General features: G+C 67.0%; 17 protein-coding genes and 1 tRNA gene. 9 read left to right on the top strand and 9 right to left on the bottom strand.

What is annotated here, in order from left to right; all coding sequences use genetic code 11:
• Window positions 1-320: 320 nt before the first annotated feature.
• A complete protein-coding gene (locus tag SOM26_RS06730; RefSeq protein WP_320451967.1) occupies window positions 321-776 on the bottom strand; it encodes a GreA/GreB family elongation factor in 456 nt (151 codons plus the stop codon).
• A gap of 210 nt (window positions 777-986) precedes the next feature.
• Here SOM26_RS06730 and SOM26_RS06735 point away from each other — a divergent pair, with 210 nt between their 5' ends.
• Window positions 987-2735, top strand: a complete 1749-nt coding sequence (locus tag SOM26_RS06735) for a DEAD/DEAH box helicase (RefSeq protein ID WP_320451968.1) — start codon at window positions 987-989, stop codon at window positions 2733-2735.
• A gap of 322 nt (window positions 2736-3057) precedes the next feature.
• On the opposite strand, the gene SOM26_RS06740 is transcribed toward SOM26_RS06735, so the two are convergent.
• The 6 genes from SOM26_RS06740 to SOM26_RS06765 all read right to left on the bottom strand — a co-directional run bounded on the left by SOM26_RS06740 (window position 3058) and on the right by SOM26_RS06765 (window position 11137).
• Window positions 3058-4275, bottom strand: a complete 1218-nt coding sequence (locus SOM26_RS06740; protein WP_320451969.1) for a dihydroorotase — start codon at window positions 4273-4275, stop codon at window positions 3058-3060.
• Window positions 4272-5255, bottom strand: a complete 984-nt coding sequence (locus SOM26_RS06745) for an aspartate carbamoyltransferase catalytic subunit (protein ID WP_058733739.1) — start codon at window positions 5253-5255, stop codon at window positions 4272-4274. The genes SOM26_RS06740 and SOM26_RS06745 overlap by 4 nt, the downstream gene beginning before the upstream one ends.
• A 63-nt stretch (window positions 5256-5318) precedes the next feature.
• Window positions 5319-6836, bottom strand: coding sequence for a glycosyltransferase family protein (locus SOM26_RS06750; protein ID WP_320451970.1), 1518 nt, complete (start codon window positions 6834-6836; stop codon window positions 5319-5321).
• Between the two features lie 103 nt (window positions 6837-6939).
• Window positions 6940-9309, bottom strand: coding sequence for a TonB-dependent receptor (locus SOM26_RS06755; RefSeq protein WP_320451971.1), 2370 nt, complete (start codon window positions 9307-9309; stop codon window positions 6940-6942).
• 260 nt (window positions 9310-9569) lie between these two features.
• Window positions 9570-10034: a Holliday junction resolvase RuvX gene (gene ruvX, locus SOM26_RS06760; protein ID WP_320451972.1), complete on the bottom strand. Its 465-nt coding sequence runs from the start codon at window positions 10032-10034 to the stop codon at window positions 9570-9572.
• Window positions 10031-11137 (bottom strand): DUF3089 domain-containing protein, encoded by a 1107-nt coding sequence (locus tag SOM26_RS06765; protein ID WP_320451973.1) that lies wholly within the window; start codon window positions 11135-11137, stop codon window positions 10031-10033. Before SOM26_RS06765 ends, ruvX begins: the two co-directional genes overlap by 4 nt.
• A 138-nt stretch (window positions 11138-11275) precedes the next feature.
• On the opposite strand from SOM26_RS06765, the gene gatC reads away from it, so the two are divergent.
• Genes gatC through gatB form a run of 4 tightly spaced genes read left to right on the top strand, consistent with a single transcriptional unit; the run spans window position 11276 to window position 14932 of the window.
• Window positions 11276-11563 carry an Asp-tRNA(Asn)/Glu-tRNA(Gln) amidotransferase subunit GatC gene (gene gatC, locus SOM26_RS06770; protein ID WP_037568622.1) on the top strand — a complete coding sequence of 96 codons (288 nt, stop codon included), beginning with the start codon at window positions 11276-11278 and terminating at the stop codon, window positions 11561-11563.
• Complete coding sequence (gatA, locus tag SOM26_RS06775; RefSeq protein ID WP_320451974.1) at window positions 11563-13044, top strand: Asp-tRNA(Asn)/Glu-tRNA(Gln) amidotransferase subunit GatA; 1482 nt, start codon at window positions 11563-11565, stop codon at window positions 13042-13044. Before gatC ends, gatA begins: the two co-directional genes overlap by 1 nt.
• Window positions 13038-13454: a hypothetical protein gene (locus SOM26_RS06780; protein ID WP_320451975.1), complete on the top strand. Its 417-nt coding sequence runs from the start codon at window positions 13038-13040 to the stop codon at window positions 13452-13454. Before gatA ends, SOM26_RS06780 begins: the two co-directional genes overlap by 7 nt.
• The gene (gene gatB / locus SOM26_RS06785) at window positions 13451-14932 is read left to right on the top strand and encodes an Asp-tRNA(Asn)/Glu-tRNA(Gln) amidotransferase subunit GatB (protein WP_320451976.1); all 1482 of its coding nucleotides are present in this window, start codon (window positions 13451-13453) and stop codon (window positions 14930-14932) included. The genes SOM26_RS06780 and gatB overlap by 4 nt, the downstream gene beginning before the upstream one ends.
• 275 nt (window positions 14933-15207) lie before the next feature.
• Here the strand turns inward: gatB and SOM26_RS06790 are convergent, their stop codons facing one another.
• Entirely contained in the window at window positions 15208-15453 is a 246-nt protein-coding gene (locus SOM26_RS06790; RefSeq protein ID WP_320451977.1) for a hypothetical protein, read from the bottom strand.
• Window positions 15454-15458: 5 nt separating this feature from the next.
• Window positions 15459-15617 (bottom strand): hypothetical protein, encoded by a 159-nt coding sequence (locus SOM26_RS06795; protein ID WP_320451978.1) that lies wholly within the window; start codon window positions 15615-15617, stop codon window positions 15459-15461.
• 134 nt (window positions 15618-15751) lie between these two features.
• On the opposite strand from SOM26_RS06795, the gene SOM26_RS06800 reads away from it, so the two are divergent.
• The 4 genes from SOM26_RS06800 to SOM26_RS06815 all read left to right on the top strand — a co-directional run bounded on the left by SOM26_RS06800 (window position 15752) and on the right by SOM26_RS06815 (window position 19502).
• Window positions 15752-15836, top strand: a tRNA-Leu gene (locus SOM26_RS06800).
• Window positions 15837-15896: 60 nt separating this feature from the next.
• Entirely contained in the window at window positions 15897-17555 is a 1659-nt protein-coding gene (gene tig / locus SOM26_RS06805; protein ID WP_320451979.1) for a trigger factor, read from the top strand.
• A gap of 198 nt (window positions 17556-17753) precedes the next feature.
• The gene (locus SOM26_RS06810; RefSeq protein WP_320451980.1) at window positions 17754-18686 is read left to right on the top strand and encodes a glycosyltransferase family 2 protein; all 933 of its coding nucleotides are present in this window, start codon (window positions 17754-17756) and stop codon (window positions 18684-18686) included.
• A 126-nt stretch (window positions 18687-18812) separates the two neighbouring features.
• Entirely contained in the window at window positions 18813-19502 is a 690-nt protein-coding gene (locus tag SOM26_RS06815) for an ATP-dependent Clp protease proteolytic subunit (RefSeq protein WP_320451981.1), read from the top strand.
• Window positions 19503-19587: the final 85 nt, after the last annotated feature.

Here is a 19587-nt window from a genome sequence, read left to right on the forward strand (position 1 = left end):
AGAAGGGAGAGGGCCGGATTTTGGCCTACCTCGACCGTCTTGATCCTCCTGCCGAACGGCACCGGTGCGGCGTAGGCGACACTGTCATGCTTGGGGGTGGATCAGTTATTACCAATGCTCGGGTCTCGCCACCCGGTGGGGTCGTGACACGCGACACGGCAGAGAAGGCGCCATCAGTAGCCCCTTGGCACGCCCCTCCCGCAGGCGGGAGGGGATGGGGGAGGGCCCGCGCCACCAGCGCTGGTCTCTGCGAGAACCCTCGCCCTCCCCTCGGCCCTCTCCCGCCTGCGGGAGGGGGGCGGAAAGGAGACGGTCGCGCCTTACTTCACCTCGACCACCTCCACCGCGTCCGCCTTGCCCGCGAACGGGACAGTTTCGCCTGCCATCGCGCCCATCAGTGCGCGCGCCAGCGGCGCGGCATAGGCGATGCGGTCATGCGCGGGGTCGGCTTCGTCGTGACCGACGATGGTCAGCGTCCGCATCTGGCCGTTGAGCCGGATCGTCACCACGCTGCCGATCCCCACCTCGTCCTCGGCGGGAGCGGGGGCGAGTTCGGCGGTGGCGGCGCGGGTGTGCCAGTAGCGGAGTTCGCGCTGGAGCCTGGTGCGGTCCTCCTCCGTCTCCGCCGCCGCGACCGCCGCCTCGACCTCGGCCACCTTGGCGCGGGTCAGGTCCAGCCCCCTGGGCGTGACCAGATTGGGGCCGGACGGGATCGGCAGCTCGAACTTGGGTTCGAGATGTTCCTCATCGGATTCGCGGCGAAAGGCGACACTCATAGGGTATAAACGCTCAGGCTCATGGCGCGGCTCCATGACGGGGCGTTCGGTTCACCGCAAGCACGGGTTGAGTTTTCCGCCGATTGGTGTAAAGGGCCACGCTTTCACGGAACGCAAACATTCACCCGTGCCGCATGGGTGTATCCGCCAACCGAGAGGGATGGGTCCCTTGGTTCGGCGGTACGCGCTCCTTTTTCTGTTGGAGTCCCCATGCCTTTTTCTGCTTTGCCGCCGGTCCTGTCGGCTGCTCTCTCCGCGCGTGGCTATACCGCGCCGACCCCCGTCCAGGCCGCCGTCATCGAGGATGACGCCCAGGGCCGCGACCTGATCGTGTCCGCCCAGACCGGTTCGGGCAAGACCGTCGCCTTCGGCCTCGCCATGGCGAGCGAGCTGCTGAACGGCGGCGACCACCTGCCCCAGCCGGGCGCTCCGATGGCGCTGGTCATCGCGCCGACCCGCGAACTGGCGCTGCAGGTCAGCCGCGAGCTGGAATGGCTCTATGCCGGCGCCCGCGCCCGCATCGCCACCTGCGTCGGCGGCATGGATGCCTCGCGCGAGCGTCGGGCGCTCAGCCACGGCACGCACATCGTCGTCGGCACGCCGGGCCGTCTGCGCGACCATCTGGAGCGCGGTGCGCTCGACCTGTCGTCGCTGAAGTTCGTCGTCCTCGACGAGGCCGACGAGATGCTCGACATGGGCTTCCGCGAGGATCTGGAGCAGATCCTCGACGGCACGCCGTCCGAGCGGCGCACCTTGCTGTTCTCGGCGACCATGCCGCGCCCGATCGTGCAGCTGGCCAAGCGTTACCAGACCAATGCCAAGCGGATCGAGACGATCAGCGAGGACAAGGGCCATGCCGACATCGCCTATCAGGCGGTGACGGTCGCCCCCGCCGATATCGAGGCGGCGGTGGTCAACCTGCTGCGCCTGCACGAGGCGGAGGTCGCCATCCTGTTCTGCGCCACGCGCGACAATGTCCGCCACCTGCACGCCAGCCTGGTCGAGCGTGGCTTCTCGGCGGTCGCACTGTCGGGCGAGCATTCGCAGAACGAGCGTAACCATGCGCTGCAGGCGCTGCGCGACGGCCGTGCCCGCGTCTGCGTCGCGACCGACGTCGCCGCGCGTGGCATCGACCTGCCCGGCCTGACGCTGGTCATCCACGTCGAAATCCCGCGCGATGCCGAGGCGTTGCAGCACCGTTCGGGGCGTACCGGCCGCGCGGGCCGCAAGGGCACCGCGATCCTGATCGTCCCCTATCCGCGTCGTCGCCGGGTCGAGGGCATGCTGCGCGGTGCACGCATCGACGCCGAGTGGCGTCGTGCACCCACGCTCGAGGAAATTCGCGAGCAGGACCGCGAACGCCTGCTGTCGGCGCTGCTGGCACCGGTCGAGGTGGACGACGCCGATCGCGAACTGGCGACCCGCCTGCTCGCCGAGAAGTCGGCCGAGGAAATCGCGGCGGCGCTCGTCCGGGCGCACCGCGCAGCACTGCCGCAGGCCGAGGAACTGGTCGAGGGCGACACGCCCGCCCCGCGCGAGCGTCGTGAAGGTTTCGACGATACCGTCTGGTTCCGCATGAGCGTCGGCCGCAGCCAGAATGCCGATCCGCGCTGGTTGCTGCCGTTGATCTGCCGTCGCGGGCACATCACCCGCAACGAGATCGGTGCGATCCGCATCCAGCCCGACGAGACGATGTTCGAAATCCCCAGCGCCCTGGCTTCGCGCTTCGTCGCCGCGCTGAAGCGGACCGAGGCGGACCATGCCGAGGATGATATCGCGATCGAGCAGGCCGACGGCCCGCCCGCCGGCGGTTCGAGCCATGGCGGCCCGCGTCGCAACGGTCCGGGTGGCGGTGGTCGTCCCGGCGGTCGCCCGAACGGTGCGGGCGGCCCCGGCGGTCCGCGTCGCTACTCGCCGCGTCCCACCCAGGGCGGCCCGCGCGGTCCCCGTCGCGGCTAAGCCCTTCGCGGTGTAACGAAAAGCCCTCCCCGAGACGTCTCGGGGAGGGCTTTTCGTTTGGGGCGGCGCCCATCATCGATGGTGAGGCGGACCGGCGGGCATGGTCCAGTGGTGAAGGAGCAGGCCTTTCGCTGGCGTTGCCACCCCCATCATCATCGCCGACGCGACGGTCCCCCTCTCCATCGGAAATGGGGAGGATTGGGTTTCCCGAACGTCGCCGCCAGCAATTCCTCCCCAAGCCGTGCTTGGTGAGGGGGCCTCCGGGCGTCAGCCCGATGGTGAAGGGGCGGGGTCCTCCGCTATCGCCGTTGGAGAGGCGTTTTCAGGCGATTTCCCGTCCGGCCTTCCACAGCCTCAGCGCGCGGCCCTGAACCGGGAAGCCATCGAACGGTGTGTTCCCCGCCGAGGCGAAGGCGTCGCCCGACACCATCCACGGCGTATCGGCATCGAACAGCATCAGGTCGGCGGGCTTGCTTGGCTCCAGCGTGCCGGTGTCGAGGCCAAGCACCCTGGCCGGATTGCGCGCCAGCAGCGTGAACAGCCGGGGCAGGGTGATGCGCTCGTCGCGCACCAGCATCAGCGCGAGCGGCAAGAGTGTCTCCGCCCCCGCCATGCCTGCCTCCGCATCGACAAAGGGCAGGCGCTTGGCCTCGGGCCCGTGCGGGTCGTGGCCCGAGCCGATGACGTCGACCGTGCCATCCGCGACCGCGGCCAGCGCCGCCTGCCGGTCGCTCTCGTCGCGCAAGGGCGGCGAGAGGCGGGCATAGGTCCGGAAATCGGTGACCGCGATGTCGGACAGGTGGAGATGCGCAGGCGTGATGCCGCACGTCACCTTCACCCCGCGCCGCTTGGCCGCGCGGATCAGGTCGAAGCCCGAGGCGGTCGTGACCTGGCGGATATGCAGCTTCGCGCCCGTTTCCTCGGCCAGCATCAGGTCGCGCGCGATGGCGAGCGATTCGGCGATGGCGGGAGCGGAGGGCAGGCCCAGGCGGCTCGCCGTCTCGCCCTCGGTCGCGACGGCATCGGCGGCCAGGCCACCATCCTCGGCATGGGAGATGACGGTCAGGCCCAGGTCGCCCGCATAGGCGAGCACCCGGTGCATCACGCCCGAATCGGCGACCCAGCCACGCCCGGTGCCGACCGCCTTCGCGCCTGCCGAGATACACACCGCCATCTCGGCCAGGTCGGTCCCCGCCAGCGAGCGGGTCGCCGCCGCGATGGGGTGGATCCACAGGTCCGGCCGCCCGATCAGCGCGGCGCGCTGCACCACGCCCGGATCGTCCAGCACCGGCGACTGGTCGGGCATCAGGCCGACGCGCACGATCCCGCCCGCACGGCAGGCGGCGCGGTCCACCTTGAACACGCCAAGATCGACGATGCCGGGGGCGAGCATCTTGCCGCCGCAGTCGATGACGGTCGCACCCTCGGGCGCGTCACCGGTGCCGGTGATGACGCCGTCCTCGACCAGCAGGGTCTGGCCACGTATCTCGCCGCCGACCGGGCAGATCAGCGTGGCATTGGTGAAGGCCGTGACGCTCATGCCCAGCCCTCCAGCTTGCGGGCGCGGCGGGTCAGCACGTCCAGGCACGCCATGCGCACCGCGACGCCCATCGCCACCTGCTCGGTGATCGCCGATTGCGGGCCGTCGGCCACCTCCGAATCGATCTCCACCCCCCGATTCATCGGGCCTGGATGCATGACCAGCGCGCCAGGCTTGGCCCGCTTCAGCCGCTCCGCCGTCAGGCCGTAGCGCATCCGGTATTCGCGGGTGGAGGGGATATACCCGCCCGCCATCCGCTCGTTCTGGACGCGCAGCATCATGACGACATCGGCATCCTCGATCGCTTCGTCGAAATTGGTGAAGGGCGTCACGAACATGCGTTCGATCCCCTTGGGCATCAGCGTCGATGGCGCGCAGACCCGCACCTCGGCCGCCAGTGCGGTGAGCGCGAGAATGTCCGAGCGTGCGACCCGGCTGTGGAGAATGTCGCCGCAGATGACGACCTTCTGCCCCGCCACGCTGCCCCGGCGGCGGCGGATGGTCAGCATGTCGAGCAGCGCTTGCGTCGGGTGTTCGTGCCGCCCGTCGCCCGCGTTCAGAACCGGGCAATCGACCTTGTCGGCGATCAGGCGGACCGCACCCGACGCCATGTGGCGGATCACGATGACGTCGGCGCGCATAGCGTTCAGCGTCATCGCCGTGTCGATCAGCGTCTCGCCCTTCTTCACGCTCGACTGCGCCGCGTGCATGTTGACGACGTCCGCGCCCAGCCGCTTGCCCGCGATCTCGAAGGACAGGAGCGTCCGCGTCGAGTTCTCGAAGAAGGCGTTGATCTGGGTCAGGCCCGCCAGCCTTGTGTCGGGCGTGTCGGTCGCGCCGCGATCGAGCCAATGTTCCGCTTCGTCGAGCAGGAACATGATCTCGTGCGGTTGAAGGCCGTCGATGCCGGTCAGATGCCGGTGCGGGAAAACGGCGCCACCCTGAATGAGCGTGCCGGGGCGATGATCCGATGTCTGCATTAAAGCCGCCGGGTAGCGGCGCGCGCGACGTTCGGCAAGGCTCGATGACGAAAGACCGCTCGTTCAGCGGGTGGGCCACGTCTCCAGCACATGACCGTCGCCGATCCGGATCAGGCGGGCGCGACCGATCGGAAAGCCGTCGGCGCGGAGCTGTGCGGCCAATCCCTCCTCTGTTACCTTTTCCCCCGCGACATGCTCGGTCCAGAACAGCGTCGGGCAATCGCGCGCCATGCTTCGGTCGCCATCGGTCGCCAGCGCAAAGCCATAGCGCGCCGCAACAAGGCGATAGGCATAGGGAAAGACGGCCCGGTTCTCGCTTGGCGGGGCGGCCATGGCGCGGCGGTTGCCGTTCCAGTCGACATGGACCAGCGTCGACGGACAGCCACGGCGGATCGCGGCGATGGTCCGGCCCGTGTCGTACCAGCTGGCCTGAGACACAGTGCGGATCATATTGGTCTGGATCGCCAACAGCGTGGCGATGGTCATGACGGCGGACAGCAGGACCGCGAGCAGCGGGCGTATACGCTCGAGCAGTGCCGACGCGCCAAGGGCCAGGATCATGGCGATCGCCGGGTGCAGCGTGACCAGATAGCGATCGATGATGAAGGGCCGCCACAGGTGGATCGCGACCATCAGCACGCAGGCGATGACCAGTCCGACGCCGAGGGTTATGGCCCGGTCGAGCGCGGCGGCAAGGCGACGGTCCTGCCAGCTGCGATAGGCAAGCACGAGGAAACCCGCGACCGCCAGGATCGTGACCGGCAGGTTCGCGGTCAGGATGCGCTCCACCTCGATCTCGATTGCCCAGCGTGCGGCGCCGAAGCCGCCCTTGATCCAGAAGTCGCGGGTATTGGCCTCGATCCGCCCGAACGATAAAGCGAGATGAAGCAGCATCGGGGCGGCCGCCAGCGTCGCGGCGGCGGTCAGCCGGACGGCGCTTTGCCCTTCGTGGGCGAGCAGGCGACGCAGGATCGTCGCGGCGACCAATCCGCCGACGACGATGCTGGCCGCCAGATGGACGTTGAGCGCGATCAGCAGCGCGAATGTCAGCATCGCCCATTCGATCCGAGGATGGGCGCGCTGCCCCCGCTCATATCCGACCAGCGCGGCCAGCGCGACGGCGGCGGCGGCGGCGGCGAGATAGTTGGAGCGCAACTCCGCCGCGCGGTCGATCGCAGGCCAGGCGCTGGCCAGCGCGATGGCGAAGACCCAGCCGATGCGACGCAGCCCCGGCGGGGTCAACCACCAGGCGATCTGGATACAGGCACCGACCAGCAGGAACAGATTGAGGATGCGCCGCTCCTCGATCGTCGCACCGGCCCAGGCGGTCGCGCGGGTCAGCGCGTAGAAGAGCGGGGGATGATTGTCGGCAAGCCAGAGCCCGACCGCCTGGTGAAGCGGGATGCCGGGGCGGGCGACGTAGAGCGTATAGAATTCGTCATACCAGGGCCCGCGCATCCGCATCGCGGTGACGATGGCGAAGACGAGCGCGATGTAGACGATGCTCAGCATCGCCCCCGTCCAGACCGACGGTGCGGTCGGCAACCGGTATCGGGCGCGGGCGGGACGGTCCGGGATCATGGGAATGATGGTCTGCCCCGCCGTCCGGCGTCCGGCAAGCGGCCGTGCCGGACCGGAAGGCCGAGGCCTCCCGATCTGGCACGGCCCGACATCGCAAGGCGGATCAGAATGCGCCGGACAGGGTGATGAAGCCCATGCGCGGCGGCTGGGCATAGCTGTTCCAGGTCCGGGCGGCGGCACCGACGACCAGTTCGTAGATGCCCTTGCGATTGGTCACGTTGGTCACGTTGACCGACAGCTTCAGGTCCTTGACGCCGAAACCGTCGATCTGCGGCAGGCTGTAGCTGGCCTGGAGGTTCAGCAGATAGCGCCCGCCGATACCCTGGTCGTTGGTATAGGTGGCGAAGCGCGGGCCGACATAGTCGCCGATCGCCTGGATTTCGAACGGGCCATCGTTGATCGACACCACCGTCTTGTTCAGCCACTTGGCGGTGTTGGGCACATATTTGCCCGCCGTCGCGATGGTGGCGGTGCCGCTGACATAATTGTCGCGGTACTTCGAGCTGTTGTACGACAGCGCGTTATACACCGACAGATGCGGACCGAAGCGCAGGGTTGCCGCCGCATCGACGCCGTTGGTCTGCACGCGACCGACATTCTGCAGGATCGACACACCGCCGATGACCGACGCGATAACCGGCGTCGCGCTGATCTGGAGCAGGCGGTTGTCGAAATCGACATGATAGGCGCTGACCTGCCCCTCGATCGCGGTCAGTGGGCCCAGGTCCAGTGCGTGGTGCGAGCGCACACCGGCTTCATAGGTCCAGGAGGTTTCGGGCGAGGTGTTCGCCTTGATCTGGTCGAACGCCTGCTGGCTGCCCACCGCGAAGGGCGACAGGCCCGCCGCGACCGAGGCCTGGAACTGGCGCACATTCTTCTGGATATGGCCGAACAACTGGTCGTTGTCGGTCATGTCCCAGATCGCGCCGATGGCGGGCAGGAACCACTTCCTCGTGTTCAGTCGCCCTTCGGGATAGCCGGTCGAGGTGCCGGGCAACGCACCGGGCAGCGGCTGGGTCGGCACGCGGCCATCGGCGAATTGCAGGCTGGACTTGAAGCCCGCCTCGACCGTCACGGTCGGGCTGACGTGCCAGCGGTCCTGGATATGCGTCTGGACCAGGTCGTACTTCGTGATCGCGGCATATTGGGTCAGGCGGCGCTTGGCGGGATCGGCCCATTCATAGGGTGAGGGGGGATTGTCGATCGGCGCGGCATACCAGCGGCGGAAGATCGTGTTGCGGTTATGCTCGTACCAGCCGCCTAGCTCGATCTCATGGTCGCCCGCGTGGATCGCCAGCGTCGAGATACCGCCCTTGCGGTCGATGCCATATTCGGTGGTGCGCAGCGCATAGCCCGAGCTGCCGAAAACGTCCTTCAGATTCTGCCCCGGATAATAGATGCGGAACAGGCCCGGCAGGCCCGCCGCTGCGATCGGGCCGGTGATCTGCCCCTGGCCCTCGTCATGATGGTAATAGACCTGGTTCGACCAGGTCACCGCATCGCCGAAGCGGTGTTCGTACTTGATATAGCCCAGATAGTCGGTGCGCTGCGCGTCGCCGAAATAGTTCATATAGTTGTTGGGGTTGTTCGACGGCGGCGCGCCGTTGGCGTCGACATAGGCGAGTGCCGCCTGCCAGTTCGGATAGAGCAGCGAGCGGTAATAGGGCTCGATCCCGCCGGCATTGTGCGCGACCGAATCCTGGTTCGGCTCGGCCTTGTCCGAGATGTTGAAGTAGCCGGTCAGCGTGCCGTTTTCGCCCTTGTGGACGAACTTGGCATTGCCCTGCCACCCGCCCTGGCGCGCGTTGAATTCCCAAGCGCGGGCCTTTTGCCGGACGACCGAGAGATAGCCGCTGTTGGTGCCGCCCAGCCCCTCGACCTCGCCGCTGTCGATGCGCAGGAAGGTGCGGGTCGCGTCATAGCTGCCCAGCGTCTGGGCGAAGCGGACGCCCATCGTCGCGGCCGGGTCGCTCGAATAGGTCTCGATCCCGCCGCCTAGGTTGCTGGCCGAGGCGGTGCCCAGGTCGGCGGCCCCGGCGGTCAGGCGGACGCGCGACACGTTTTCGCTGATGACCGCGCGTTGCGGGCTGAGGCCGTTGTAATTGCCATAGGACTGGTCGCCCAGCGGCACGCCGTCGAGCGTGAAGCCGAGCTGGTTCTGGTTGAAGCCGTGGACGAACAGCGAGATATTCTGTTCGTTATTGCCCCAGGGATCGGCGGTCTCGAACTGCACGCCGGGCAGCGTCTGGATCGCCTTCACCGGGTTCGCGCCGGGCAGCACCTTCTGGATTTCCGCCGCGCCCAGCTCGACCGACGAGCGGGTGGTGCGAGTCGCGGTGACGACGATCTGGTCGCCATTGGTCGCGGACTCGCTCGACGGCGTATCGGCCTGCTGCTGCGCCCAGGCGGGTACGGCGATGACGGCGGCCCCGATCATCAGCATCGAACGGGACAGAATGGAAAAACGGCTCACGACTGGGCCCCCCAAAGGCTTCGAAGAAGCGGCGCAGCTAGGGGGCTCGAATGACGGCTTGGAGACCGGGCCAAGTCCAATTGATGACATATTGGCCGGATTTGGTGGATTTGCGATCAATGGCGGCAGGCAGCCATTCCTCCCCTGCAAGGGGAGGTGGCAGGCCGGAGGCCTGACGGAGGGGTGTACCCCTCTCGATAGCGCGACACCCCTCCGACGCGCTACGCGCGCCACCTCCCCTTGCAGGGGAGGAATGGTTCTTACGCCATTACAAGCGCGTCGATCGCGGCCTGAAGGATATGCGCGGCCGCCAGATTGTCGATCCGCTCGGCTCGCTTGGCGCGGCTCATATCCTGTTCGATCATCGTACGTTCGACAGCGACCGTCGACCAGCGTTCGTCCCACAGCAGGATCGGGCCCAGGTCCGCACAGTTGCGGGCGAAGGACCGGGTCGATTGCGAGCGCGGGCTTTCGCTGCCGTCCAGGTTGAGCGGCAGGCCGATGACCAGACCCTTCACCCCCTGTTGCGCGATCATCGCGACCAGCAATTCCTTGTCCTTGGTGAACTTGGTCCGGCGGATCAGGGTCGCGGGGCTGGCGAAGCTCCATCCGGCATCGCACAGCGCGGTGCCCACGGTCTTGGTGCCGACGTCCAGCCCGATCAGCCGCCCGCCCGAGGGGAGGACGGCGCGGAATTCGCTACGGTCGGTGGTGATCAGGCTCATCGAAAGGCTTTCAAACGGCGCTCCGCATCGGCGCGGACATTCGCCCAGAACAGGCTGTAGTCATAGACGTGGTAATTGTTGCCGGGCAGCACATAGGGCCCGACGCTCGGCCCCTCGCCGATGGTCAGGAAACCGCGCCCCTCGCATCTGGCGGGCACCTTGCCCGCCGCGATGGCCGCGGTCGTCAGGTCGGCAGAAGGATAGAGCGTGCCCAGATTGGCGGTCGCTGGCGCGGCGACGTCGGGGGTGCCGGTCAGCGGGTTCGTGCACAGCATCGCCGTGCCCTTTCGCGACGCGCCGGTATAGCCGTTGGTCTGGTCGAACACATCGAGGATCAGCGACGGATTGGCAGGCTCGCCGAAGCTCTGCCAGCTCAGGATGCAGCCGGTCTGGTCCGCCCGCTCGCAGGCGGGCAGGCCCATGGCGGGCAGGTCGGCGGTCATCGAGATCGGCCAGCCGACGACATAGGCCGCGACGATCCGGCGCTTGAGCGCAGGGTCCTTGGCCACCCGGTCGGTCAGCAGGCGAGACAAATGCAACGCGCCCTGGCTATGCCCGGCCAGGATCAGCGGGCGCTTGGGATCGACCTGTTCCAGAAAGGCGGTGAAGGCCGCATCCACGTCGCGATACGCCAGATCGAGCGCGCGCTCCGCATCCGAAACGCTGGTCAGGAACGCGCCGAAGGTCGCCTGGCGATAGCGCGGCGCCCAGATGTCGCCCGCCCCGTTGAACGCGCTGGCCTGACCGCGCAGGAACAGCTCGGCGCGGGCATTGGTGTCGGGATCGTCGATCGGCGCGTTCCAGTGCGCCTTGTTGATGTAGGAGGTGGGGTGGATGAAGAACACCGCCGCCCCCTGACCCGGCTGGCTGGGGGTGTAGCCGGTCGGGGTCCACAGCGCCGGGTTGCCCGGAATGTCGGGCCGCGCCAGCCACATCACGCGCCGCTTGTAGAGTTCGCTCGGCGGGGCGGCCTGTTCGCGAAACGACTCGGAGGGGACGGTCGACCAGCGGAGCAGCTGGTTGCCGAACAGGCGATAGGCAAAGGCCGCCGCGATCGTCAGCACGATGAGCGCCGCCACGACATAGAGGAATTTGCGCGCCAAATCATCACTCCGTTGTGCGGTGCGGCAAAACTGGATCGCCTGCAATTGCTATCCATGATGCCCCGCTTGCCCCCATTGCAATCGCTCTTGCGGCAAAAGCGTTGCGCGAAGCCGCGCGGCGATGCTAGCCGCAAATCCATGTCCGTAGATACCGCAACCGTGAAGAAGATCGCGAGCCTTGCCCGCATCGCGATCACCGAGGAGGACGCGACGCGCCTCGCCCCCGAGCTTGGGAACATCCTGGGCTGGATCGAGCAACTGGGCGAGGTCGACACCCAAGGGGTCGAGCCGATGACCGCGGTGATCCCGAACCAGCTTCGCCTGCGCGACGACGTCGTCAATGACGGCGGCATCCGCGACCTCCTCATGCAGAATGCGCCGCAGGCCGAACACGGCTTCTTCACGGTGCCCAAGGTGATCGAATAATGACTGATCTCACCACACTCGGCATCGCCGCCATCCGCGACGGCGTGCGCGACGGCCAGTTCAAGGCGCGCGAAGTCGCCGAGGCGTTCAACGCCAAGGTGGCGGCTGCGAAGGCGCTCAACGCCTTCTTGGTCGAGACGCCGGACCATGCGCTCGCCGCCGCCGATGCGGCCGATGCCGCGCGCGCGGCGGGCGAGACGCTCAAGCCGCTGGCCGGCGTGCCGATCGGCATGAAGGACCTGTTCGCGACCAAGGGTGTCGCGACCACCGCCGCCAGCAAGATCCTGGAAGGCTTCGTGCCTCCTTATGAATCGACGGTTTCGCAGAATCTGTGGAACGCCGGTGCAGGGATGCTCGGCAAGCTGAACCTCGACCAGTTCGCCATGGGCTCGTCCAACGAAACCAGCGCGTTCGGCAACGTCATCTCGCCCTGGCGTCGTCCGAACGACACCGCGCCGCTCGCTCCCGGCGGGTCGTCGGGCGGTTCGTCGACGGCGGTGTCGGCAGGTCTGGCGCCGGGCGCAACCGGCACCGATACCGGCGGCTCGATCCGCCAGCCCGCCGCCTTTACCGGCATTTCGGGCATCAAGCCGACTTATGGCCGCTGCTCGCGCTGGGGCACGATCGCCTTCGCCTCTTCGCTCGACCAGGCGGGGCCGATGGCGCGCGACGTGCGCGACTGCGCGATCATGCTGGAGGCGATGGCGGGCTTCGACGCCAAGGACGCGACCTCGCTGAAGCTCGACGTGCCGAACTGGGAAGCCGCGTTGTCGGCGGACCTGAAGGGCAAGCGCGTCGGCGTGCCCAAGGAGTACCGCGTCGACGGCATGCCAGCCGAGATCGAGGCCTTGTGGCAGCAGGGCATCGACTGGCTGCGCGATGCGGGGGCCGAGATCGTCGAGGTCTCGCTGCCGCACACCAAATACGCGCTGCCCTCTTACTATATCATCGCGCCCGCCGAGGCGTCGTCCAACCTCGCCCGCTATGACGGCGTGCGTTATGGCCTGCGCGCCCTGCCCGAAGGGGCGGGGTTGCAGGACATGTACGCCGCGACCCGCGCCGCCGGCTTCGGCGACGAGGTGAAGCGTCGTATCCTGATCGGCACCTATGTCCTGTCGGCGGGCTTCTACGATGCCTACTATACCCAGGCGCAGAAGGTCCGCACGCTGATCGCCCGCGATTTCGAGCGGGCGTTCGAGCAATGCGACGTGTTGCTCACCCCGACCGCGCCGTCGGCGGCGTTCGCGCTGGGCGAGAAGCAGGCCGATCCGCTGGCCATGTACCTCAACGACGTGTTCACGGTGCCTGCTTCGCTGGCCGGGCTGCCCGCCATGTCGGTGCCGGGCGGCCTGGACAAGGACGGGCTGCCGCTCGGCATCCAGATCATCGGCAAGGCGCTGGACGAGCAGGGCGTGCTGAACGCCAGCCTGGCCATCGAGCAGCGTGCGGGCTTCACCGCCCGTCCGCAGGCCTGGTGGTAAGCGACCGAGCCTTTTCGGCCCGCAACATCGCCGTGTTGCGGGAGGCGCAGGGCGCCCTGAACGTCGCGTTCGGGGCGATCCTCAGCGCCTATGTCGGCGTATCCTTGAGCAATATCGACAACCACCCCTTCGACCACCACACGCTGGCGCGCTTCTTTCTGGGCGTGGCGGGCTTCATCCTGTGCCTGTGCGTGGGCAACAGCGTGATCCTGCGTGGTGAGGTGCGGCTGGGTATCCTGTTCCTGCTGCTGGGGGCGGGCGCGGCCTTTATCGGGTTGCGCGAGGCGCGGAACCTCGGTTTCGAGACCGCGATCCTGCGCATCCTGTCGACTTGCTGGATCGTCGCGCTGCTGGGCAGCAACGCCGTCCTGACGGCGATCAACTATCTTCATCATCGAGATCGAACATGAGCGAATATCGCATCCAGGGCGCGACGGGGGAATGGGAGGTCGTGATCGGCTTGGAAGTCCATGCCCAGGTCACCACCAACGCCAAGCTGTTCTCCGGCGCGGCGACCGCGTTCGGTGCGGAGCCCAACACCCAGGTCTCGCTGGTCGACGCCGCGATGCCGGGGATGCTGCCGGTGCCGAACATGGAGTGCATCCGCCAGGCGGTGCGCACCGGCATGGCGATCGATGCGCAGATCAACACATGGTCGCGCTTCGACCGGAAGAATTACTTCTACGCCGATCTGCCGCAGGGTTATCAGATCAGCCAGCTCTACCACCCGCTGGTGGGCGAGGGTGCGATCGAGATCAGCCTGGACGAAAAGAACCCCGATGGCCCGACCAAGCGGATCGGCGTCGAGCGTATCCATGTCGAGCAGGACGCCGGCAAGCTGATGCACGACCAGCATCCGACGCGTTCCTATGTCGACCTCAATCGTTCGGGCGTCGCGCTGATGGAAATCGTCAGCCGTCCCGACATGGCTTCGCCCGCGGAGGCAGGGGCGTATCTGCGCAAGCTGCGCGCCATTCTCCGCTATGTCGGCAGCTGCGACGGCAACATGGAGGAAGGCTCGATGCGCGCCGACGTCAACGTGTCGGTGCGTAAGGTCGGCGACGAACTCGGCACCCGGACCGAGACGAAGAACGTCAACTCGGTCCGCTTCGTGATGGCCGCGATCGAATATGAGGCCAAGCGCCAGGTCGCGGTGCTGGAGGACGGTGGCAAGATCGTCCAGGAAACGCGCCTCTTCAACGTCGAGAGCGGCACCACCCGCTCGATGCGGTCGAAGGAAGACGCGCATGATTACCGCTACTTCCCCGATCCCGACCTGCTGCCGCTGGAGCTGACCGACGCCTTCCTCGCGGAATGCCGCGCCAGCCTGCCCGAGCTGCCGGATGCCAAGCGGCGCCGTTACGAGGCGCTGGGCCTGACCCCGTATAATGCGGGCGTCCTGACCGCCGAGGTCGAGACGGCGCGCTGGTTCGATACGCTGCTGGAGGCGCTGGAAGGCTCGCAGGCCAAGCCCGCGCAGGCGGCGAACTGGGTCGCGGCCGAACTGTTCGGCGCGCTCAACCGGCTGGGCAAGGACATCACCGAGAGCCCGGTATCGCCCACCCAGGCCGCCGAGCTGCTGGCCCTGGTCGCCGACGGCACGCTGTCGGGCAGCCTGTCGAAGCAGGTGTTCGAGATCATGCTGGAGACGGGTGACGGTCCGTCCAAGATCGTCGAGGAGCGCGGGCTCAAGCAGACCAGCGACACCGGCGCGATCGAGGCGGTGATCGCCGAGGTTCTGGAGAAGAATCCGAACCAGCTCGGTCAGTATCGCGGCGGCAAGGAAGCGCTGTTCGGCTTCTTCGTCGGTCAGACGATGAAGGCGATGGGCGGCAAGGCGAACCCGGCGGTGGTCAATGACCTGCTGAAGAAGGCGTTGGCGGGCTAACAGCGCGAGTTCTCCCCCTTCTTCTCCCCTCCCGCAAGCGGGAGGGGCCGGGGGAGGGAAGGAGGCCTCGCAGAGACTACGACTTTCGGCTTTCCCTCCCCCATCCCCTCCCGCTTGCGGGAGGGGCGTGCCTGGGGTGAGAATTATGCGTTATCGAAAGTTCAGGCTTGCGAACGGCCTGAGATAATCCTCTCGCCTCACCACAAGCCTCTCCCCTCCCGCAGGCGGGAGGGGCTGGGGGAGGGCAACGGTGTCTCACCGAGCCCACCCCTTAGTTACTGCGCATCCAGATCCTGATTGCGCACCACACCACCGGTCCCGCCGACGCCGTCATGCTCGCCGGTATCGGTAAACGTCACCGGCTCCTCGCCGCCTTCGCCACGCTTCACCGCGTCCGAACGCGCCTCGACCGCCTGTTCGATGTCGCTGCGCTGATCCTCACGCGGCGGGCTGTCCGGGTTGTTCTCGGGCGCCTCGCTGGGCGGGCTGTCGGGATGGTTTTCGGGGTTGGTCGCCATCATCTGCCTTAAATCTGCAAGGGCTGCTGGGTGCCGGGATCGCTCGGGCCGACGCCGGGGGAGGGCTGGTCGATATCGGGGCCGGGCGGCACGATTTCGGGCGGCGGCGTATCGGGCTGCGCCGGCTGGGTTGGCTGCGGGCTCTCGGGCGGGGGTTGGGTCGCCATTCTCGCTCTCCGTTTCATGCCATATTTCGGGCTGGGGACGGTTTAAACGCATGTCCCGCGCACATGTTGCCTGTTGTCCCTTGCCGAAGCGGCCCAGGGTGATATAGACGCGCGCCCATCGGCGGTGTCCTCGTGCGGGCGTGGCGGAACTGGTAGACGCGCTGGATTTAGGTTCCAGTATCGTAAGATGTGGGGGTTCGAGTCCCTTCGCCCGCACCAGTCCCCGGTCAAGAACGGGGCGACAGCCACACGGAATTTCTCCAGATTGAAGGCCTTTAGATGCAGACTGTCGAGACGCTGAACGAGGGGCTGAAGCGCGCCTACACGCTCACCATCACTGCCAAGGATATCGAGGGCAAGGTCGATGCCGAGCTGAAGCGGATCGCTCCGCAGATGAAGATGCCCGGCTTCCGCCCCGGCAAGGTGCCGACCAACCTCGTCCGCAAGATGCACGGCCCGGCGCTGCTGCAGGACGCGCTGAACACCGCGCTGCAGGAAGGCGTGCAGTCGCTGATCGCCGAGCAGAATCTGCGCCCCGCGATGCAGCCGCAGGTCGAGCTGGCCGAAGGCTACGAGCCCGGCCAGGACGCCAAGCTGACCGTCACGCTGGAGGTCCTGCCCCAGGTTCCGACCCCCGCGATCGACGCGCTGAAGCTGGAGCGCCTGACCGTGCCGGTCGCCGACGAGGCGGTGGACGAGCAGCTGCAGAAGTTCGCCGATCAGCAGAAGCGCTGGGACGATGCGGGCGACAAGGCCGCCGAGCAGGGTGACCAGGTCACCGTCGACTTCGTCGGCAAGACCACCGACGGCGTCGCCTTCGAGGGCGGCTCGGGCGAGGACATGGCCGTCGAGATCGGCGGCGGTCGCCTGATCCCCGGTTTCGAGGACCAGCTGGTCGGCGTGAAGGCCGGTGAAGAGAAGCAGATCTCGGTCACCTTCCCCGAGGACTATCCCGCCAAGGACCTGGCCGGTCAGCCCGCGACCTTCGACCTGACGATCAAGTCGGTGAAGACCGCCGGCGAAGCCAAGATCGACGACGAGATGGCCAAGAATCTGGGCCTCGAGAGCCTGGAGCAGCTGCGCGGCCTGCTGAAGGGGCAGATCGAGCAGGAGCATAACGGCCTGACCCGCACGTACATGAAGCGCAAGCTGCTCGACCAGCTGGCCGACGGTCACGACTTCGAAGTGCCGCCGTCGATGGTCGAGGCCGAGTTCTCGCAGATCTGGGCGCAGCTCGAGCATGAAGCCACGCACGAGGAAGACCCCGAGGCCGCCAAGGCCGAGATGGAGAAGGAGCGCGACGATTATAAGAAGATCGCCGAGCGCCGCGTCCGTCTGGGCCTGCTCCTCTCGGAGATCGGCCAGGCGAACGGCGTCGAAGTGACCGCGCAGGAAATGAACCGCCTGATCGCCCAGGCCGCACAGCAGTACGGCCCGGAAGATCGCCAGCGCTTCATCCAGTATGTCCAGCAGGAGCCGATGGCCGCCGCCCAGCTGCGCGCCCCGCTCTATGAGGACAAGGTCGTCGACTTCCTGTTCGGCAAGGCCGAGATCGCCGACCGCGAAACCACCCGCGAGGAGCTGGAAGCCGCGATCGAGAGCGAAGACGGCTTCGCGACCGGCACGCACGTCCACAATCATGACGACCATGATCATGACCACGGCCATGACCACGGTGCCAAGAAGTCGAAGGCGAAGGCCAAGAAGGCCGACGTGACCGAGGAAGCGGCGTCGGACGACGCGGCGGCCGAGGAAGCCCCAAAGAAGGCGACCCGCGCCAAGAAGGCGGCGACCGAGGACGAGGCGGAAGCCACGACCGAGGACGCGCCCAAGAAGGCCGCACGTGCCAAGAAGGCCGCTCCGGCCGAAGGCGAAGCGGAAGCCGCCGAGGCGCCCGCCAAGAAGCCGCGCGCCAAGAAGGCCGCGCCGACCGAATAAGGTCGACGCCGGACTTCGCGTTCGTGACGAACAGGCAAGGGCGGTCGCGCAAGCGGTCGCCCTTCCTGTATGAGGGCTCCCATTCCTCCCCTTGCAGGGGAGGAATATCGAACGGGCTGTCCCGCCCGGCCGTCACGGCGCATACGGGCCCGGAGTTGTGAAGGGCCCGGATCGCCCGACCATGCACGAGGATAGGTTGTGAACGAACCCCGGATCGCGGTGCTGTTGCCCTGCTATAATGAAGAGGCGGCGATCGCCCAGACGATTGCGGGTTTCCGCGCGGCGCTGCCGATGGCGGCCATCTATGTCTATGACAATAACAGCCGCGACCGCACGATCGAGGTCGCCCGCGCGGCGGGTGCGATCGTCCGGTCGGAACGTATCCAGGGCAAGGGCGCGGTCGTGCGCCGTATGTTCGCCGATATCGACGCCGACATCTATGTGATGGCGGACGGCGATGCGACCTATGACGCCGCCTCCGCCCCCGACCTGGTGCGCCGGATGGTCGAGGAACAGCTCGACATGGTCGTCGGCCAGCGGGTGAGCGAGGCCGAGCTCGCCTATCGTCGCGGGCACCGGTTCGGCAATGCGATGCTGACCGGTATGCTGGCGCAGCTGTTCGGGCGGAGTTTCACCGATATCCTGTCGGGTTACCGCGTCTTCTCGCGTCGTTTCGTCAAGAGTTTCCCGGTCCTGTCGGTGGGCTTCGAGATCGAGACCGAGATCAGCGTCCATGCACTGGAACTGAAGATGCCGTGCGCCGAAATCGCGACGCCCTATTATGCGCGCCCCGAAGGCTCGGCGTCGAAGCTGAGCACCTATTCGGACGGCTGGCGCATCCTGCGCACGATCATCAAGCTGTACCGTATCGAACGGCCGATGTGGTTCTTCGGCGCGATCGCCGCGCTGTTCGCCGCGCTGGCCGTGCTGCTCGCGATTCCGCTCGCCCTGACCTATCTCGACACCCATCAGGTGCCGCGCTTCCCCACCGCCATCCTGTCGACCGGGCTGATGCTGCTGGCCGGGCTGAACCTGTTCACCGGATTGATCCTCGATACCGTGGTGCGCGGGCGGCAGGAAGTGCGGCGGCTGGCCTATCTGGCGCTGCCCGCGCCGGGTTCGGCGGGGTGATCGCGTTCTGTCCGGTACCCAAAAAGGGTAAACGCTGCATCGCGGCACGGCGGACCAACGACGGGGCTTGAATATGGGCAGCCGTCACGCGACATAGGGGCTCTTCTGGGCATAAGAGAGAATTTCATGCACAATCCGTTCGAGACCGGCGATTTCGCGAGCCCGCTGGCGCAGGCTGGCGTCGGGCTCCGGCAGACGCAGGCTGGTCTGGTTCCGATCGTCATCGAGCAGTCGAACCGCGGCGAACGGTCGTTCGATATCTTCAGCCGCCTGCTTCGCGAGCGCATCATCTTCGTCACCGGCGGTGTCGAGGACGGCATGGCCTCGCTGATCTGCGCGCAGTTGCTGTTCCTTGAGTCGGAGAATCCGAAGAAGGACATCTACATGTACATCAACTCGCCGGGCGGTGTCGTCACGGCGGGCATGGCGATCCATGACACGATGCAGTATATCCGTCCGCGCGTCGGCACGCTGTGCATCGGCCAGGCCGCCTCGATGGGCAGCTTCCTGCTGTCGGCCGGTGAGCCGGGCATGCGCGTGGCGACCACGAACAGCCGCATCATGATCCACCAGCCTTCGGGCGGGGCACAGGGCATGGCGGCCGATATCGAGATCCAGGCGCGCGAAATCCTTCGCATGCGGCATTTCCTGAATTCGCTGTACGCCAAGTACACCGGCAAGCCGCTCGAGGAGATCGAGCGCGCGATGGACCGCGACAAGTTCATGAGCGCCGAGGAAGCCAAGGAATTCGGCCTGCTCGACCAGGTGTTCGACAAGCGCCCGGCCCCGACCGACGATATGTCGGCCTCGGCGTAAGATGGTCCGTTCGTTGTGAACGGTTTATTTCGATTGTGACTTTATCGGGGTGCGGTACGATGCGCACCCCGGCAACGGTAGCGCA

It is taken from the genome of Sphingomonas sp. CFBP8993, assembly GCF_034044895.1.
Lineage (GTDB): Bacteria > Pseudomonadota > Alphaproteobacteria > Sphingomonadales > Sphingomonadaceae > Sphingomonas.

Bases quoted from the DNA above. Each gene is read 5' to 3' on its own strand.
- gatC (WP_037568622.1), top strand. From the start codon at position 11,276: ATGTCCGTAGATACCGCAACCGTGAAGAAGATCGCGAGCCTTGCCCGC.
- SOM26_RS06750 (WP_320451970.1), bottom strand. From the start codon at position 6,836: ATGATCCCGGACCGTCCCGCCCGCGCCCGATACCGGTTGCCGACCGCA.
- ruvX (WP_320451972.1), bottom strand. From the start codon at position 10,034: ATGAGCCTGATCACCACCGACCGTAGCGAATTCCGCGCCGTCCTCCCC.
- SOM26_RS06735 (WP_320451968.1), top strand. From the start codon at position 987: ATGCCTTTTTCTGCTTTGCCGCCGGTCCTGTCGGCTGCTCTCTCCGCG.
- SOM26_RS06740 (WP_320451969.1), bottom strand. From the start codon at position 4,275: ATGAGCGTCACGGCCTTCACCAATGCCACGCTGATCTGCCCGGTCGGC.
- SOM26_RS06795 (WP_320451978.1), bottom strand. From the start codon at position 15,617: ATGGCGACCCAACCCCCGCCCGAGAGCCCGCAGCCAACCCAGCCGGCG.
- gatA (WP_320451974.1), top strand. From the start codon at position 11,563: ATGACTGATCTCACCACACTCGGCATCGCCGCCATCCGCGACGGCGTG.
- SOM26_RS06730 (WP_320451967.1), bottom strand. From the start codon at position 776: ATGAGTGTCGCCTTTCGCCGCGAATCCGATGAGGAACATCTCGAACCC.
- SOM26_RS06815 (WP_320451981.1), top strand. From the start codon at position 18,813: ATGCACAATCCGTTCGAGACCGGCGATTTCGCGAGCCCGCTGGCGCAG.
- tig (WP_320451979.1), top strand. From the start codon at position 15,897: ATGCAGACTGTCGAGACGCTGAACGAGGGGCTGAAGCGCGCCTACACG.
- gatB (WP_320451976.1), top strand. From the start codon at position 13,451: ATGAGCGAATATCGCATCCAGGGCGCGACGGGGGAATGGGAGGTCGTG.
- SOM26_RS06790 (WP_320451977.1), bottom strand. From the start codon at position 15,453: ATGATGGCGACCAACCCCGAAAACCATCCCGACAGCCCGCCCAGCGAG.
- SOM26_RS06745 (WP_058733739.1), bottom strand. From the start codon at position 5,255: ATGCAGACATCGGATCATCGCCCCGGCACGCTCATTCAGGGTGGCGCC.